The 16,117-nt window shown below is 41.9% G+C and carries 15 protein-coding genes and 1 pseudogene; 4 read left to right on the forward strand and 12 right to left on the reverse strand.

Annotated features, from left to right (window positions below; translation table 11 throughout):
* Nucleotides 1-409 precede the first annotated feature (409 nt).
* Both pssA and rlmJ read right to left on the reverse strand, forming a co-directional pair.
* Nucleotides 410-1,324, reverse strand: a complete 915-nt coding sequence (gene pssA / locus I3254_RS06985) for a CDP-diacylglycerol--serine O-phosphatidyltransferase (protein WP_238052244.1) — start codon at nucleotides 1,322-1,324, stop codon at nucleotides 410-412.
* 26 nt (nucleotides 1,325-1,350) lie between these two features.
* Nucleotides 1,351-2,238, reverse strand: a complete 888-nt coding sequence (gene rlmJ, locus I3254_RS06990) for a 23S rRNA (adenine(2030)-N(6))-methyltransferase RlmJ (protein WP_057758888.1) — start codon at nucleotides 2,236-2,238, stop codon at nucleotides 1,351-1,353.
* A 141-nt stretch (nucleotides 2,239-2,379) separates the two neighbouring features.
* Here rlmJ and I3254_RS06995 point away from each other — a divergent pair, with 141 nt between their 5' ends.
* The 3 genes from I3254_RS06995 (at nucleotide 2,380) to dapE (ending at nucleotide 4,988) form a co-directional block, all read left to right on the forward strand.
* Nucleotides 2,380-3,132, forward strand: coding sequence for a 2OG-Fe(II) oxygenase (locus tag I3254_RS06995; RefSeq protein WP_238052245.1), 753 nt, complete (start codon nucleotides 2,380-2,382; stop codon nucleotides 3,130-3,132).
* Between the two features lie 57 nt (nucleotides 3,133-3,189).
* Nucleotides 3,190-3,654, forward strand: a complete 465-nt coding sequence (locus I3254_RS07000; RefSeq protein WP_238052246.1) for a hypothetical protein — start codon at nucleotides 3,190-3,192, stop codon at nucleotides 3,652-3,654.
* A 134-nt stretch (nucleotides 3,655-3,788) separates the two neighbouring features.
* Nucleotides 3,789-4,988 (forward strand): succinyl-diaminopimelate desuccinylase, encoded by a 1,200-nt coding sequence (dapE, locus tag I3254_RS07005; protein ID WP_238052247.1) that lies wholly within the window; start codon nucleotides 3,789-3,791, stop codon nucleotides 4,986-4,988.
* An 82-nt stretch (nucleotides 4,989-5,070) separates the two neighbouring features.
* Here dapE and I3254_RS07010 read toward each other — a convergent pair whose 3' ends face one another.
* The 7 genes from I3254_RS07010 to I3254_RS07040 all read right to left on the reverse strand — a co-directional run bounded on the left by I3254_RS07010 (nucleotide 5,071) and on the right by I3254_RS07040 (nucleotide 10,575).
* Nucleotides 5,071-5,733, reverse strand: coding sequence for a hypothetical protein (locus I3254_RS07010; protein WP_101204832.1), 663 nt, complete (start codon nucleotides 5,731-5,733; stop codon nucleotides 5,071-5,073).
* A 68-nt stretch (nucleotides 5,734-5,801) separates the two neighbouring features.
* Nucleotides 5,802-6,305, reverse strand: a complete 504-nt coding sequence (locus I3254_RS07015; protein WP_238052249.1) for a GyrI-like domain-containing protein — start codon at nucleotides 6,303-6,305, stop codon at nucleotides 5,802-5,804.
* Nucleotides 6,306-6,370: 65 nt separating this feature from the next.
* Complete coding sequence (gene iscX / locus I3254_RS07020) at nucleotides 6,371-6,580, reverse strand: Fe-S cluster assembly protein IscX (protein ID WP_021812734.1); 210 nt, start codon at nucleotides 6,578-6,580, stop codon at nucleotides 6,371-6,373.
* Nucleotides 6,581-6,756: 176 nt separating this feature from the next.
* Nucleotides 6,757-7,293, reverse strand: coding sequence for an acyl-CoA thioesterase (locus I3254_RS07025; RefSeq protein WP_238052250.1), 537 nt, complete (start codon nucleotides 7,291-7,293; stop codon nucleotides 6,757-6,759).
* Nucleotides 7,294-7,572: 279 nt separating this feature from the next.
* Nucleotides 7,573-8,955, reverse strand: coding sequence for an NAD(P)(+) transhydrogenase (Re/Si-specific) subunit beta (locus I3254_RS07030; protein ID WP_179799564.1), 1,383 nt, complete (start codon nucleotides 8,953-8,955; stop codon nucleotides 7,573-7,575).
* A 14-nt stretch (nucleotides 8,956-8,969) separates the two neighbouring features.
* Nucleotides 8,970-9,308, reverse strand: coding sequence for a proton-translocating transhydrogenase family protein (locus I3254_RS07035; protein ID WP_197707696.1), 339 nt, complete (start codon nucleotides 9,306-9,308; stop codon nucleotides 8,970-8,972).
* Between the two features lie 115 nt (nucleotides 9,309-9,423).
* Nucleotides 9,424-10,575, reverse strand: a complete 1,152-nt coding sequence (locus tag I3254_RS07040) for a Re/Si-specific NAD(P)(+) transhydrogenase subunit alpha (RefSeq protein WP_238052251.1) — start codon at nucleotides 10,573-10,575, stop codon at nucleotides 9,424-9,426.
* Between the two features lie 497 nt (nucleotides 10,576-11,072).
* On the opposite strand from I3254_RS07040, the gene yaaA reads away from it, so the two are divergent.
* Entirely contained in the window at nucleotides 11,073-11,885 is an 813-nt protein-coding gene (gene yaaA, locus I3254_RS07045; RefSeq protein ID WP_238052256.1) for a peroxide stress protein YaaA, read from the forward strand.
* 33 nt (nucleotides 11,886-11,918) lie between these two features.
* Here yaaA and I3254_RS07050 read toward each other — a convergent pair.
* The 3 genes and pseudogenes from I3254_RS07050 to I3254_RS07060 all read right to left on the reverse strand — a co-directional run bounded on the left by I3254_RS07050 (nucleotide 11,919) and on the right by I3254_RS07060 (nucleotide 16,107).
* Nucleotides 11,919-13,189 (reverse strand): annotated as a pseudogene (locus I3254_RS07050) (IS256 family transposase).
* A 156-nt stretch (nucleotides 13,190-13,345) separates the two neighbouring features.
* Nucleotides 13,346-14,950 (reverse strand): hypothetical protein, encoded by a 1,605-nt coding sequence (locus I3254_RS07055; protein ID WP_238052257.1) that lies wholly within the window; start codon nucleotides 14,948-14,950, stop codon nucleotides 13,346-13,348.
* Between the two features lie 488 nt (nucleotides 14,951-15,438).
* Nucleotides 15,439-16,107: a glutathione S-transferase family protein gene (locus I3254_RS07060; RefSeq protein WP_269117522.1), complete on the reverse strand. Its 669-nt coding sequence runs from the start codon at nucleotides 16,105-16,107 to the stop codon at nucleotides 15,439-15,441.
* Between the last annotated feature and the right edge of the window lie 10 nt (nucleotides 16,108-16,117).

Below are 16,117 nucleotides of genomic sequence, written 5' to 3' on the forward strand. Positions count from 1 at the left end.
AGTTAACTGGGTTATTAATGTGTAATCTACACACTAGCTACTTCCAGCTCGTCTTGATGAGGTGCGTATTATAGACGCTATATTTATTTAGTCAAGAAGTATTTTCTATTTAATTCAAACAATCTACATTGCTCAAATCTGTAATCCACTTCCCTTTCGACTGGGTGGCATTATACGGAGTTTTAGATAGAAAACAAGGAAACTCTAGAAATAATCTCGGTTATTTTATATCAGCGATACTCTATTTACCTAACCTATTGTTATCGCTATCAAACTTTAAATACTGTTTCTTATATCTGTAAATTGATCTTGTTCACAGTGGCTGACGTACTTCAGCAATATATAGAGCATACAAAAAAAGGAACTCACCTGACGGTAAGTTCCTTTTTGTAGAATCCAAATACAGCGTTTAACTTTTCACTTTCGTTTTAATCGTAGTCACGATACCTGATAACGCGTAGATAATGCCGATCGCTAAGATACCAACAGGAATATCATAGAGCACGATGCTCATGACTAGCACCCCAATGATAAGCACTACAAAAGGTACTTTCTTTTTATCAAACTCTTTAAAGCTATAGTATTTGACATTGCTGACCATCAGTAGACCACAAATCACTACCCAAGCTGCAAACAATAGCATGACAGCTGTATCGTATTGACCAATCCACTCGTTATGATCGACTGCGACCATCACAGCGGACGTTACCAATATAGCAGCCAGCGGACTGGCCAAGCCAACAAAGTACTTTTTATCGACGATGCCGACTTGAACATTAAAGCGTGCAAGGCGAAAAGCAGCACAAGCGGTAAAGACAAACGCACAGCCAATGCCGATACGACCCAATGGCTCTAAAGCGAAGCTATAAATCAAAATAGCAGGGGCAACACCAAACGCTAGCATATCTGCTAAAGAGTCGTATTGCTCACCAAATGGACTTTGCGCATTGAGCATACGTGCGACACGTCCATCTGCACCATCAAGAATAGCGGATAAAAAGATAGCCAAAGCCGCTTTATAGAACTCGCCTTGGGTACTCGCCAAAATAGAGTAAAAGCCTGACAGTAGCGACAAGGTTGTGATCAGATTGGGTGCCAAATAAACACCGCGACTAACTACTCGCTTACCTTCGGCTACTTCAGCTTCAATCACCTCAAATGTCAAACCATCATAGCTGTCGTTATCCGCTAGGCGAATATTAAATTCGTGCTCATCAATAAACGGTGGCTGAGTCGCTGCATTATCTTGCAACGAGCCGTCATTTAAGGACGAATTGTTCACAGGTGCATTATTCGGCTGGCCGATAGGTGGCTGAGTCGTCATCTTAATATCCTTATTGGCCGTTATTGCTATTCGCCGACGAGCCAGCGCACATTGGTCGCACTATCAGGCGTCAAGTTTGGCGCGTCTTCTACTTTTAGTACTGGCTGTAAGAAACGTAATATCTCACGTGCATGGTTATCAAACTGCCATGGCGGATTGATAACCAGTAGACCTGTACCGTTCAGGCCAACTGCAACATCATTAGGATAAATGTTTAGCTCACAAACCAACTGACGTCTCATTTCAGTACGTTTGAGCTTTTTGTAGAAGAGCTCTACGGCTTCGATGTTTTTGATTGGGAACCAAAGCGCATAAGTTCCTTGTGGCCATTTGTTATAAGCTGCGACTAATAAATCGATCAGGCGCGTAAAATCTTTGTGCTCTTGCTCATAAGGGGGATCAAGGAAAATCAAACCGCGCTTTTCTTTTGGTGGAATAACAGCGGTGATACCTTCAAAAGCATCACGATGCTGGATACCAATTGGCAACTTATGTAGCTGATAGTTTAACGCATCGTATTCAGTCGCTTTGGCTTCAAAAGCCTCAGCACGCACGCCAGCATCAGGCTTTTTAGCTGCGGTTTTTTCGACGTGATGGGCCACCCACCATGGCGAACCAGGATAGACTTTATTGTCGTAAGTAAATTTGGCTTGCTTAATGCCTTCCATATAATCTTTGACAGCAGCTGGGGCCTTTTCGGTATCTGCTTTTAGAAAAGCTTGAATACCGCCTTTGGCCTCACCTGTTTTGCGCGCTTCTTCACTGCTTAGTGAATACAGTCCACGACCGCCGTAAGCGTCAAGCACATAAAACGGTTTGTTTTTCTGCCCCAGTTGATTAAGCAGTTGTACCAATAAAATGTGTTTAACCACATCAGCAAAGTTACCAGCGTGGTAGGCGTGTTTATAGTTCATAATCTCAAAAGTTTAAATAAGAAAAATTGCATCTATGGTAGCATAGGCAGAGTAAAAGATAATGTGGTTTTAGTAAGTGCTTTCAATAAAAACGTATTGAATGACGGTATATTGACAGCTGATTGATAATAATGAGATGAAATGACGCAGATTATTAGCAACCTTAACAAGACAGCGTTGGTCGTTGATCATCCGATAGGTCAGGATAATCCACCATTACTGCTGCCAGATACTCATAATGATAGCCAAGAAATTCCTACTCAGCACGTATTGCAAATGTCTGACTTTGCGGTGGACTGGGAAGATAAGCTGACGGATAAACAGCTTGATACCTTTGTCACTGACGGTTGGCTAATTATTGATGATGTGTTTAATAGTACTGCCTTGTTAGCACTACAAGCAGAAAGCGGTTTTATTGACTATCGTGATGCAGAGCTGACCGCTGGTGTTCGTATCAGTGATATTCGCGGTGATAGAATACGCTGGATTACTGAAGACTTTTTTGCAGGCTATTACTATCTACAAAGCATCAATGCTTTGGCCTCGCTATTCAATCGTAGTTTATTCGCTGGTATTCGCCATAGTGAAGCGCATTATGCGTGCTATCCGACTGGTTTTGGCTATCAATGGCACAGTGATAACCCTGCTGGACGTGATGAACGTGTTATCTCGGCGGTTTTTTATCTCAATGATGATTGGGAGTCAACCGATGGCGGTGCACTAGAGGTCGTTGATAAACATGGCACGCACCATAAGGTTATGCCAGTTGCTAATAGACTGATTATTTTCGATAGTGATTTACGTCATCAAGTACAAACTGCACATCGCCAACGCTACTCTATCGCTACTTGGCTAAGACGTGATGATGCTGTGGTTTTGTTTGCTGCGCCCTGAGTATATCTATCATTTGCTGCGGCTCTAAGTAAGCTTTGTTAATTAAGGACAATAATAATGCGTAAGAATCTATTCAGACATTCTATTTTAGTTATTATGTTACCTTTGCTTGCAAGCTGCACGACTATTAATCATCAAGCCTTCACTCAACAAATCAGTGAGCCTTTTTTTACCTATCACCTACCAAAATCCACCTCTGAAAAACCTGTGATAGTTACACCAACTGCGATCACTACTGAGTTCAAGTATGAGAACGAGTGTCTGCTTGCATTTGATGGAACAAGATGGATGACGCCAGTATTTCCAGAAGGACATGCTACTTTCGATATTAGTAATAAAACTTTAGAATTATTAGGAATAAGTTATCAAATGGGCGAAGTTGTTTTTGCTGGTGGCAATATCAGTAATTATGACAGAGACAAAGCTAAAACTTATAGCAATACTCTAGCCGAAAAATGTATTACAGAGTATTTAGCAAAATTTTATGGTGATTATGAAAAAATTTACTTAGACAGAGACTAATATTTTTTTAACTATAGAAATCGATTAACCTTTATATATTTGCAACGTATAAATAATTAGTACCAAATAGACCTGATAAGAAACAAGCTATCTTTTATAGCAAAAAACATTAACTCAACTTACCTAGGACTGTTATGAGTTCAGAAAACAATAGTAAAACCCATCAGCAAGAAACCTTAGATTTAAGTATTGCACTGTTAGAGCGCCCTTCAGTGACGCCCGATGATGATGGTTGCCAAGATATGTTGTCAGCACGGTTAGAACAAGCAGGCTTTGATTGCGAGTTTATGTATTTTGGTGATAGAAAACAAAGCGGCGAACATGCTGAAGTTAAAAACTTGTGGGCACGCCGCGGTACTAGCGATCCAGTGATTTGCTTTGCTGGTCATACTGATGTCGTACCAACAGGTGACGAAAAAAACTGGACCTACCCTCCGTTTACTCCAACTATCGCTGATGGGTATTTATGGGCACGCGGTGCCGCCGATATGAAAACTGGTATTGCAGCTTTTACTGTTGCAGCCGAACGTTTCGTCGCCAATCACCCTGAGCACAATGGCTCAATTGCTTTTTTAATCACTTCAGATGAAGAAGGCCCGTCAATTAATGGTACGGTCAAAGTGATCGAGACTTTAGATGCACGTCAAGAAAAAATCACTTACTGTCTCGTTGGTGAGCCATCAAGTACCGATACGTTAGGCGATATCATCAAAAACGGTCGTCGTGGCTCGCTAGGTGCAGAGCTTACCGTTACAGGTAAACAAGGCCATGTCGCCTATCCACATCTGGCATCTAATCCGATTCATGCGGCGATGTCTGCCCTTGCTGAACTGACGTCTACCGCATGGGACAATGGCAATGACTACTTCCCAGCCACATCATTACAAATATCAAATATCAACGGCGGCACTGGCGCAACCAATGTCATTCCTGAAACGCTAAACATGGTCTTTAACTTCCGTTTCTCAACTGAAACGACTGAAGATGAACTAAAGGCAAAAACGCATGCTATCTTTGATAAGCACTTTGCCAACAGTAAAGCGAGCTACGATATTCATTGGAAGTTATCTGGTCAGCCGTTTTTGACCCCTGAAGGAAAACTGGTTTCGGCCTGTCAAAATGCCATCAAAAAAGTGACCGATGTCGATACCACCCTATCGACTTCTGGTGGTACCTCCGATGGACGCTTTATCGCCCCAACTGGTGCCCAAGTGGTCGAACTGGGTGTGCGTAATGCAACGATTCACCAAGTGGATGAAAAAGTAGAAGTCGACGACTTAGGCAAACTGGCACAGATTTATGAAGGAATTTTGAAAAACTTACTACTGAAATAAGCTCAATCTCTACACATTAAAAAAGCGCCACTCTATATGAATGGCGCTTTTTTATTATTAATAAATATAATAAAAGATAGCTCTAACCTTTAATATACTCTACAACCATTTTACCTAGAGTTGTCATATGAGTAGTGCGTTTGCTAGTTTCAACTAGTCCAAAGCGTAATAATGTCTCTTTATAACTATCTTGTAAAGCAGCTTTTTCTAGTTGCTCATTCTCTAACTCTTCGTTCAATCCAGTAATAGTTTTAGATATTGGCTTCAGAACATCTGGATGCTTTTCAACCCAATCAGAGTGTGGACCTTTACCCAATCTTGGTTCAAGAGAGTAATATATCAACCATATTATTTCAGGATCAGTTAGTTCTCTAAAAATATTAAGTATTTTTCTTGATTCTTCGTACTTTAGATTTTCTCTACTTAAAGATTTTTCAAGTATAGACGCAAGTCTTTCTTTACGTTCACGACTTATTGAACGAGATGCTTGTAGCATGCCTTCTTCTAGTAAGTCTACCCCTTCTTCACTAGCTAAGTTTACTTTAAAACACTCAAGCTTTTCATCAACTTGAGATACTTTAGAGTCAAGTTCTTGAAGAAACACTACTATACGTTCAAACCTCAGGTTTGGCACGACGTTATCAAGAATTTCTGAAATTAGAGTTCCTACATACGGAATTGTACCTGCTACTGCTTTAGCAACACTAACTAATCTATCCTTAGAGTTTGGATCTAATTGGCTCATTATTACTCCAAATTAATAGCTAAGATTTAATATTACTAAGGTTTCAATATTTCACTGGTATAAAAATTCTACTCAATCCCAATATAAACATCAACTTGACCGTATTCTAAGTTACCACCGATATAATGCTCAAAGTCTACATTAAACGTTCGGGTATGCTCGCAATCGGGCGCATTGAAATATTCCCAAGCACTTTCCCATGCATTCATCACAGTATTAGGCATGTAACCTTCTTCAGAAAATACCAAGTACTTTCCTGCAGGAATATCAACCGTCACTACATTACTAGCATTGGCCACATTGTCGCTTTCTGACTGAGCATCTTGCTCACTGGCTACTTTCCAACTGGCCACAACGTCAAACGCCCCTGCCAGATCATCGCTTTCATAGTTGTGATAGACACCATAAATGTCTTCACCTTCAGGGAGTTCACCCGCGTGATTTTGATAAAACTTCTGCCATAATCTACCAAGCTTGGCAGTGTCATGGCTTATCTCAGCGTTATTAGTGGTACGAACACTGATACCACGACAAGCTATCGCTTCTGGTAGCTCTTTAATTTGTGATGTCATGATGCGGCCTTTTCTATCTGTTTATTTAGTTTTCTGTTTATAGCAATGCTGGCAGACCGAATCGATTAATCTGCTTCATCAATCCAATTCATTTGAATGGCTTCTAAGATGCCTTCATTTGATTTTTGTGGATCATCATCAAAGCCTTCAAGCTCAGTTACCCAGCGATGCAAATCAGTAAAGCGAATGTACTGCGGATCTGTTTCTGGAAATTTTTCATAAAGCTCAATCGCGATATCTAAGCTGTCTGTCCATTTTAATTTTTGTGGGGTCATAACGGTACCTTATTTTTAGTCGTTTTGAGAATCATCGTCTTAAAAGTAATGCCATCGTCCTAATACTGACGACTTGATGGGCTCTATCCTACCAAAATTCAGCAAATGATTATAGCCAAGTTATTTTACGATGTTGTTTTTCAATACTGGGTTTCAATACTGTTTTGCGATGTGGCTTAGGCTGATTTAGTCGATTTTACCGCGACTTGATGCTCATTCCATGTATTAATGGTATCCGTCAAATGCTCACCCATCATGTCTAATACTTCTGGTGTGCGCATACCTTTACTATCTGTAAAAACAAACTTGGTCATACCAACGCCCATTAGCTGATTTTTGACAAAGAACCGATGCTCAAAATACACATATTTATGATCCCATCCTGCGACTGCACTGCTCAGCGTCATTTTATCCAAAAATTTAATTTGCTTGAGATAAATCATCTCTTGCATGGCAATCACCCAATTCAGCGACTTAATGCCTTTTTCGTGACAGCACGCCTTTACCCAGCGTGTCACGTTTAGCTCAATAAATGATAAATAACGATAATTGGGTAAATGATCGCGAAATCCCATATCGTGGGGCAAAATTCGATAATGACGGACGGTCGGTGCAGTCAATGTCTCTAGACTGATAATTTCGCTCGTCGATTGATGCTTGAGCTGTTGTTTAAGTAAGCTAACCATAATAAAAAAGCGCAGTAACATGTTCATAAATCTTTCTCTTATTTCATCGTATTTATAATTGGTGATTGTCTATCGTTAAAGCAATTCAGATGGGCTGAAAGGTTAATCAAGCGCAAATCGTATAGTGAGTACACAAAGCACAGTTAATTTTGTGATTATTAAACAACTGACCGTAACTGGAAAAACCTCAGTGTATAGTCGGCTTATAAATGCCGCCCACTTTAACGCAAAAAAAGCCACCTCAGTGACTTTCTTTATCTAAAAACTTATCTGCAAATAATAATGGTTAAAAACATAGCTTAGAGATTAATGACCGCCGCCATTGATAGTACGTACCATCTCTTCTACCATTTTCTTGGCATCACCAAAGATCATCATGGTTTTGTCCATGTAGAACAAGCTGTTATCCAAACCTGCATAACCAGTACTCATTGAACGCTTGATGACCATAACCGTCTGCGCTTTGCTGACTTCTAAAATCGGCATACCAAAGATTGGAGAAGTAGGATCGTCTTTCGCAGATGGGTTTACAACGTCATTTGCGCCGATAACCAACACCACATCTGTACTTGCGAAGTCTGAGTTAATCTCGTCCATTTCTAAAATATCATCATAAGGTACATCAGCTTCAGCCAATAGGACGTTCATATGACCTGGCATACGACCAGCAACGGGATGGATAGCAAAGCGAACGTTAACACCTTCTTCTTTTAACAACTCATATAGCTCTTTTACTGCATTCTGCGCACGGCCTTGTGCCATACCATAACCTGGTACAATGACCACACTGCTAGCATTAGACATGAGGAACCCTGCGTCTTCTGCTGAGCCCGCTTTGTAGTTCTTCGGTGCTCCATCATCGCCGCCTGCTGCCACCGCTGATGTGCCCATGCCACCAAACAAGACATTAAGTAGTGAGCGGTTCATGGCTTTACACATGATGTAAGACAAGATCGCACCTGATGAACCGACTAGAGAACCTGCGATAATCAGCATCGAGTTGCCAAGCGTAAAACCAATACCTGCTGCTGCCCAACCTGAGAATGAGTTCAGTAGTGATACGACTACTGGCATGTCACCGCCACCGATTGGCGCAATCCACATCCAGCCAAAGATAACGGCAATCACTGCCATCGCATAAAATGCTGGTAGTGAGTCAGTGACGAAATACACCCCACCGAACCCAATCATCGCAATGAATAATAGCGCTTGAACCGGTTTTACCCAGCCGCCAACCAATGTTTTCGCCCAGCTTTTCGCTGCTAATTTACCAAAGGCAAAGACCGAGGCTGAGAACGTAATTGCACCGATGAAGCAACCGATAAATAGCTCGATGCGAGCAACGGCGCCATGCTGCTGTTCAGTGTGTAATACCGTCGCAAGTGCAATCGCAACCGCTGCCAAACCGACGAATGAATGCATTAAAGCAACCGTTTCTGGCATCTGGGTCATTGCGACTGTTTTCGCTTTCCACATACCAACGAGAGCACCCAACACCATCGCACCGATGATCAACCAAAGCACAGGGCCTTCTGCTAAAAAGAAGGTTGTCACAACGGCAATTGCCATCGCTGCCATACCAAAACGGTTACCGCGAATCGCTGTCTTTGGGCTAGATAAACCACGTAACGTTAAAACAAAGAGGATAGCACCGACTAAATAGAACCAATCTGCATTTGCCGCAATCATTGCTGAGAAATCGTTCATGCGTCACCTCCGGCATCAGTGGTTGCTACTGGTGCTTTTTTTACTTTCGGTTTAAACATCGCAAGCATACGCTCAGTCACCGCAAAGCCACCAAAGATATTGATACTGGCTAAAAATACCGCAAAGGCACCAAGCAAGCTGGTCGGTGTAAACATTGAACCATCAATCGTGACAGTCTGTAGCATCGCACCCACGATGACGATACTTGATAGAGCGTTGGTTACCGCCATCAATGGCGTATGTAATGCAGGCGTTACGCCCCAAACCACGTAGTATCCGACAAAAATAGCGAGCACAAATACAGTGAAAATCGCTACAAATGGTGTGCTACTCATGGCCGCACCGGCTGGCGCTGCAGCTAAAATAGTGGCAATCATCTAATCCTCCTAAAAATTTATTCATTACTGGCAAATGTGTAGTGACGAAATATGTGGTAATAGACTGTTCAAACTAGCGTTTGGCCAGTCGTACCTGACTGTCATGTGTCACTGCCAGTGCGCCCTGAATCTCGTCTTCCATGTCTAAGTTAAGTGCCAAGCTAGCCGATGCATCATCGCCAATAGGTGCAATCAATGTCGTAATAAAGTTAACAAGGTTATTGGCATACAAATCTGACGACTGTGCGGCGAGCATAGATGGGATATTGGCGGCACCAACGATACGTACGCCGTTGTCTGTGGTGATGGTTTCGTTAGGCACGCTGCCTTCGACATTACCACCGGTACCAGCCGCCATATCGATCAGTACAGAACCTGCCTTCATTTTGGCAAGCGTTGCGCCATGTACCAAACGCGGTGCGTTACGACCAGGAATCTGCGCCGTGGTAATAACGATGTCAGCATTACTGAGCGCTTTATCTACGACAGCTGCTTGATCTTTGACATATTGCTCTGATGGCGTCCATGCATAACCACCGGTAGACTTAGCTGTTTCAGCCTCCTCTGCACTCATCGGCACATCAAGCCATTTACCACCGAGTGATTCCACTTGCTCGCGAGCGGTCGGACGTAAGTCACTGGCTTCTACCACTGCACCCAAACGCTTGGCTGTCGCAATCGCTTGTAGACCTGCAACACCAACACCTAGGATAACGACCTTAGCTGGCTTAACCGTACCTGCTGAAGTCATAAACATTGGGAAAGGACGTGAATACTCATTGGCCGCGAGCAATACGGCTTTATAACCAGCAAGGTTGGCTTGTGACGACAATACGTCCATATTCTGTGCGCGTGACAGTGTACGAGGCAATAATTCCATCGCAAAGACTGTCGCGCCTTTGGCTGCATAAGTGTCAAGCTGAGTGTTGCGATACGGGTCAAGCATGCCAATGACGATCTGACCAGATGATAAGCTTTCAGTGGCTTCCGCTGGTAGGTCATTGACGGTGGTAATAATCTTAGACTGGGTAATCACCTCGGTACGACTACTGGCAATGTCGGCACCCGCAGCCTGATACAACTCATCAGCATAGTATGCTGCTTGGCCTGCACCTGACTGAATGACGACTTCAAACCCAAGTTTACGCAATTTTTTGACTGCGTCTGGGGTTATGGCTACACGGCTCTCGCTCGTGATATCTGCACTGATTACACCGATTTTCATACCGTCTCCTTACTTACGTCCAATGACTATATTTACGTCTCACGACTACCTTTAATACCCTCAACGCACATCTAAAAAGCACAGGGGACAAAACCCTTTGAACATGATTAATCCATTACAGCGACCAAAGGTTATCAATTTAATAAATGATAGCTACTTTACCATCATGCCTTTTTATTATAGAGATATCGTTCGTCAAGTTTCATTGTCTAATGATGACCCACAAGTAAAATAAAAATTTAGGTATTTACACCATTGGCATACTTTTTGTTGGTATATTAAAGCCTTTTATTTTTCCGAAAAACGCTTAGCCCTTATAGATACAGGCCTACCTCCATTTATTCTCTAACCCTAAATCTGTTTTTTTATTAAAAATATAACGTCAATAAACATAAAATAAGCAAGGTGAAGTCAAGTTCCACCCATGCATACCGTATAATAAGAATACTTGACACTCGAAAAAACCCGTCATCGATTCATTATAATAAGGAATAACTATGTATTTTTTGCTTTCCCCTGCCAAATCCCTGAACGAAACAGACGCTATACCATTGAATTTAGGCAACTACTATAGCCAGCCCGAGCTAATCAAGCGCTCACAAGAATTGATGAAAGTACTGAAGTCAAAAGAGCCTGTTGACCTACAAGAGCTGATGAGCATATCTGACGATTTGGCTCAGCTTAATGCCACGCGCAATCAACAATGGCATTGGAGCGAAGAGCAGCCATTTACTAACGATGCCTCTGATAATGCCGCCAAGCCTGCAGGCTATTTGTTCGATGGTGATGTCTATACTGGGCTTGACATGTATCATATGGACAAAGATACCGCTACTTATGTCAATGAGCACTTAGGCATTTTGTCTGGACTGTATGGAGTACTAAAGCCACTCGATCTTATCCAGCCATATCGTTTAGAGATGGGCACCAAGCTAAAAAATGAGCGTGGTGACAATCTTTATGAGTTTTGGGGTGAGGAAGTCACTAACCTTATCAATGCACGTATGGCTGACAGCGATGACAAAACATTGGTTAATTTGGCTTCTAATGAATACTTTAAGGCGGTAAAGAAAAAAGCACTGAAGGCAGACATCATTACGCCACGATTTGAAGACGAAAAAAATGGTCAATACAAAGTGATTAGCTTTTATGCCAAAAAAGCCCGTGGACTGATGGTGAAATATGCTGCTGATAATAAGCTGACCAATGCTGAGCAGCTAAAGCAGTTTGATTTGGCAGGATATTACTATTGTGAAGACGCGTCTGATGATAAGACTTGGACGTTTAGACGAGATGCGGCGGATCAGTAGCTGAGACCATCCCAGATTCTGTGTAACTGCCATTTAGATTAAATGCTTACTGATACGGTCATCAAACATAATCATAAAACGATTCAGAGCAGACGTCCAGTTACGAATAGGCATCGACCACTTCTTGGATGCCTGCTGGGTTGCTAGATAGATTACCTTGAATGCAGCCTGGTCAGAGGGGAACACCTTACGCTTATTCACCGCCGTTCGAATCACGCTGTTTAGCGACTCTATCGCATTGGTGGTATAAATCGCTTTTCTGATGTCTTTAGGATAACCAAAGAACACCGTTAAGCCCTCCCAGTTATTGCGCCAAGACTTGATGACATGCGGATACTCCTTGCCCCAAGTCTCATCAAAGTGCTCAAGTTTGGCCTCTGCCATCTCAAGCGTATCAGCGCCGTAGATGGCTTTTAAATCAGCCGCTACGGCCTTTTTATCCGTCCATGGCACGAACTTCATGGAATAGCGCACCATATGCACGATACACAGCTGAACCTGAGCGTTGGGATAAACGGTGTTGATAGCATCGGGGAAGCCCTTTAGACCATCGACACAGGCAATGAGGATATCTTGTACGCCACGGTTTTGAAGCTCGGTAAGAACACCTAGCCAGAACTTAGCGCCTTCATTCTCTGAGAGCCACATACCAAGCAGCTCTTTTTTACCGTTAAGGTTAACGCCTAGGGCTAAGTAAATGGCTTTGTTGATGATCTGCTTGTCTTGACGTATCTTCACGACGATGCAGTCTAGATAGACGATAGGATAAACACTGCTCAGCGGCCGGTTCTGCCAAGCAGTGATGTCCTCTAATATGTTATCGGTGACTCTTGAGACAAGAGAGCTTGAGATGTCGACATCATAGAGCTCTTTAATGCTCTCTACGATCTCAGTGGTGGTTTGACCCTTGGCGTAAAGGAATATGATCTTGTCATCAAGGCCACTAATACGGGTTTGATGCTTGCACACCCACGCGAGCACAGCTCTTGTCTTGCGCTCGGGCGAAGCAGTGCTTCGCTATTTCCTCGCTCAGGTTCAAAGTCACCATGACGGTCTCTTGGGGTGGAGATTTCAAGCTCGCCTGTATCACTGCGGACTCTCTTTTTAGTGTGTCCGTTGCGCTTGTTTGGTTTATCTGCTTTCTCATGCTTGGGGTAGCCGAGATGGTCTTCCATCTCAGCCTCTAAGGCAGTATCGATAAAGGATTGCATGAGCTGCTTTTGAAAATCTTTGATGTCATCGAAGCTGTTCATGCTACCAGCCATTTGCTCAGCCAGTTTCTTGATGTCAGTTTGGTTAGTCATTGCTTATTCTCCTGTTAGTGGATTATAAGCAGTTACACAGTTTTTAGGAAAGGCTCCAGTAGCTTGATATAATACGAGTCAAAATTATAAAACACCCATCATAAGCCGAAACTTATGATGGGTTTTTTATTCTCCAACCACTAAATGTTTTAGTGCCTATACTCTAAAGCGCAACTTATCCCTTGAAACATCAAGTACCACTGTTTCATTATAAACATTATAGGTATGGAGACGATCAATGTCAGCCTCCCAATTCGGTTCGATATAACGTACAAAGGTTTCTTTATAAGAGATCGGTGTCAACTCTTCTACTAGGTATAAAGCCACCCTACGCCCATATCTAAGAGTACCATCCTGGGCAGTACGAAAGAGCTGACCGTTTTTTCGGAATAATGCGCCTGCTAATCGCGATCCACGCACGTCAATTTTTAGAGGCGCCGAGGGATGAATGGTCCAATTATCTGCTTGCAGCTTGTCAGACGTATAAATATACAACTCTAAATCCATAGTAAATGCTGAAATTGAACCGTGAGTTGTAAAAAGATACCATGATCCATTATGCTCAATCACAGCGCTATCTACTGCCTGAACGCCTGAAACTAACTCATGAACTTTTTCCCACTTACGCGGAAAGTCTGTCGCTTTTAATAAGTTAATACAATTGGTTTCTGCAGCCTCTGGAATCATATAGATAGCGTTTTCATACTCGAATACATTGGGAAAGCTTAAGTGCGTGCTAATACCCAAATCAGCTTGTCCTGAACTAATAACTTGATGGCTTTCATTCAGTTCTATCCACTCTATTCGACCAATATTCTCTTTATAGTTCAGACTCTCAAAAAATATGTAACGTCTTGAGTCGTGTTCAATATAAAAAGGATCAGCCCAAAAGCAGCCTTTCGCAGGCGGTATTTCTGTATATGTATGTATTGGTTGATCAACAGATCCAATAAAGAGGCTCCACTGATTGAGATAAAAACTCTTATAAAAAGTTTTGACAGTATAATATTTTAAGAATCTAGGTAAGTGTTTGATGGTCATTGATAAGTCAGGTTTGTGATGAACCGTGTGTTCGTCAGTTGTCTTAATAGACTTTCCGGTATTAACTCCAACTCTATTCCTGTGGAAGTACCAATATAATATCGATGCTGCTATCCCATTTGACTTACGCTTAGTTAAGTTATAATCCCAGTAAAATAGCGTGCCATAACCTTCCCCTACTACTTTATCTATATTAAGATGTTCATTTAATAATTGCAAAGTAACGACACTACTTTCCCATTGTTCAGCAAACTGCCAATATAACGTAGGCTTATCATGTTGTATCGCATTATTGCCATAATGAAAAAAAAGCACACCGTTTTTTGTAATACTTAAAATTTTTCCTGTCAGCGCTCTGAAACCAATATTAAGCAGGTAATCTAAATCCGCAGCTTCGATTTTCTCAATCACTGAATCTTCAATTTCTTCAGTGTACTCACCCTGCTTCGGTATAGACATGATAGTAGGCATTGAGCCATTTTTTGATAAGTCGTGAATAGAATAATGCTTAGCATTACTCTTAGTTCTAGAAAGAGAAGAGAATATTTTTTGATTAATTAGGGGAATAGACTTTAGTACACTGCGTTTCTGTTTTATATTTCGTTGAATAGCGATACAAACCTCGACAACTCCTTCATCCACCAATGACTTAAGTGGTTCAAAGTTGTACCACGCCAAGGTCTTATCTTCTACAAGGATTCCAAGCCTAATCTTCTTCATTGTGATCACATTTAATGGCACACGATATTTTGCGCATTCTGACCCGCAACACGTGTCCAAACTCCTTTTAATTGAATTGTCATTCCATTATATATTCAAATAATAACATATATAGTAGTATATGTTAAAAGAAACTCACCATAAATTAGACACAAAAAAGCCCTGCTATCTTTCGATAACAGCACTTCTAATAGCCAAATAGACTTTATGAAAAAATCATACTTTTAGCGAAACGCGATTCATCGAGAAAGGTGAGAAAATGGTCAATATAAAGTGAAAGGCTGAACAGCTAAAGCGGTTTAATTTGGCGGGATATTATTATAAAGCAGCCTCTGATGACAAGACATAGACGTTTAGAAGAGATGCGGCGGATCAGTAGCTTGATATAAAAACTATATTTACTACAATCCCTAGAGGTCACTAGAAGCATTGCATTCAGTGCTTCTAGCCCAATCATCAGATATCCTTTAGTTGAACATATGAACAGATCACAACAATCCTTCTTGTGCCATCATTTCTTGTATCGAGGCGCGGTTTAGCATGGCTTGATAGTGTGCACTTAGGTGTGTCCAGTCTTGTGCTCGACTCGCATATCGCTGACTCCAGTGAGCAATCATAAATAAATGAAAATCAGCCCCACTTAATTTATCGCCCAACAACCATGGACCATTATTTGCTAATCCCTTTTCAACAATACCCCAGCAGTGGGTTAGCACATCATTCGCTTTATCTTTCACTTGCTGCAAATTGTGCTCGGCGCTGATGTACTGCTCGGGATGTGCCCAGCGATTAGCGGCTTCTTGTAGTGTAGAAGACATCCAAAACAAATACTGGTAATAAACACCGCGCCTAGGGCAGCCTGTGTCTGGTGCTAGCCCAGACTCTGGGTGTTGATCTAACACATACATTAAAATTGCCGCAGACTCATAAATAACCTGTCCCTGATGCACCAACGTAGGTACTTTGCCATTTGGATTAATGGCTAGATACTCAGCTGATTTTTGCATGTTTTTAGACAGGTCTATTTCTATCATTTCATAAGAAACGCCTAGCTCCTCAAAGACAGCATGGGTGGCCATATTGGCACCACCCTTATCCCAATATAAAGTATAAATAGTCGTGTCCTTCTTGCTGTAGCGATTGATGGATAAAACCATTGTACTGAGC

The sequence above is a fragment of the Psychrobacter sp. Ps2 genome (genome assembly GCF_022129405.1).
Taxonomy (GTDB): domain Bacteria; phylum Pseudomonadota; class Gammaproteobacteria; order Pseudomonadales; family Moraxellaceae; genus Psychrobacter.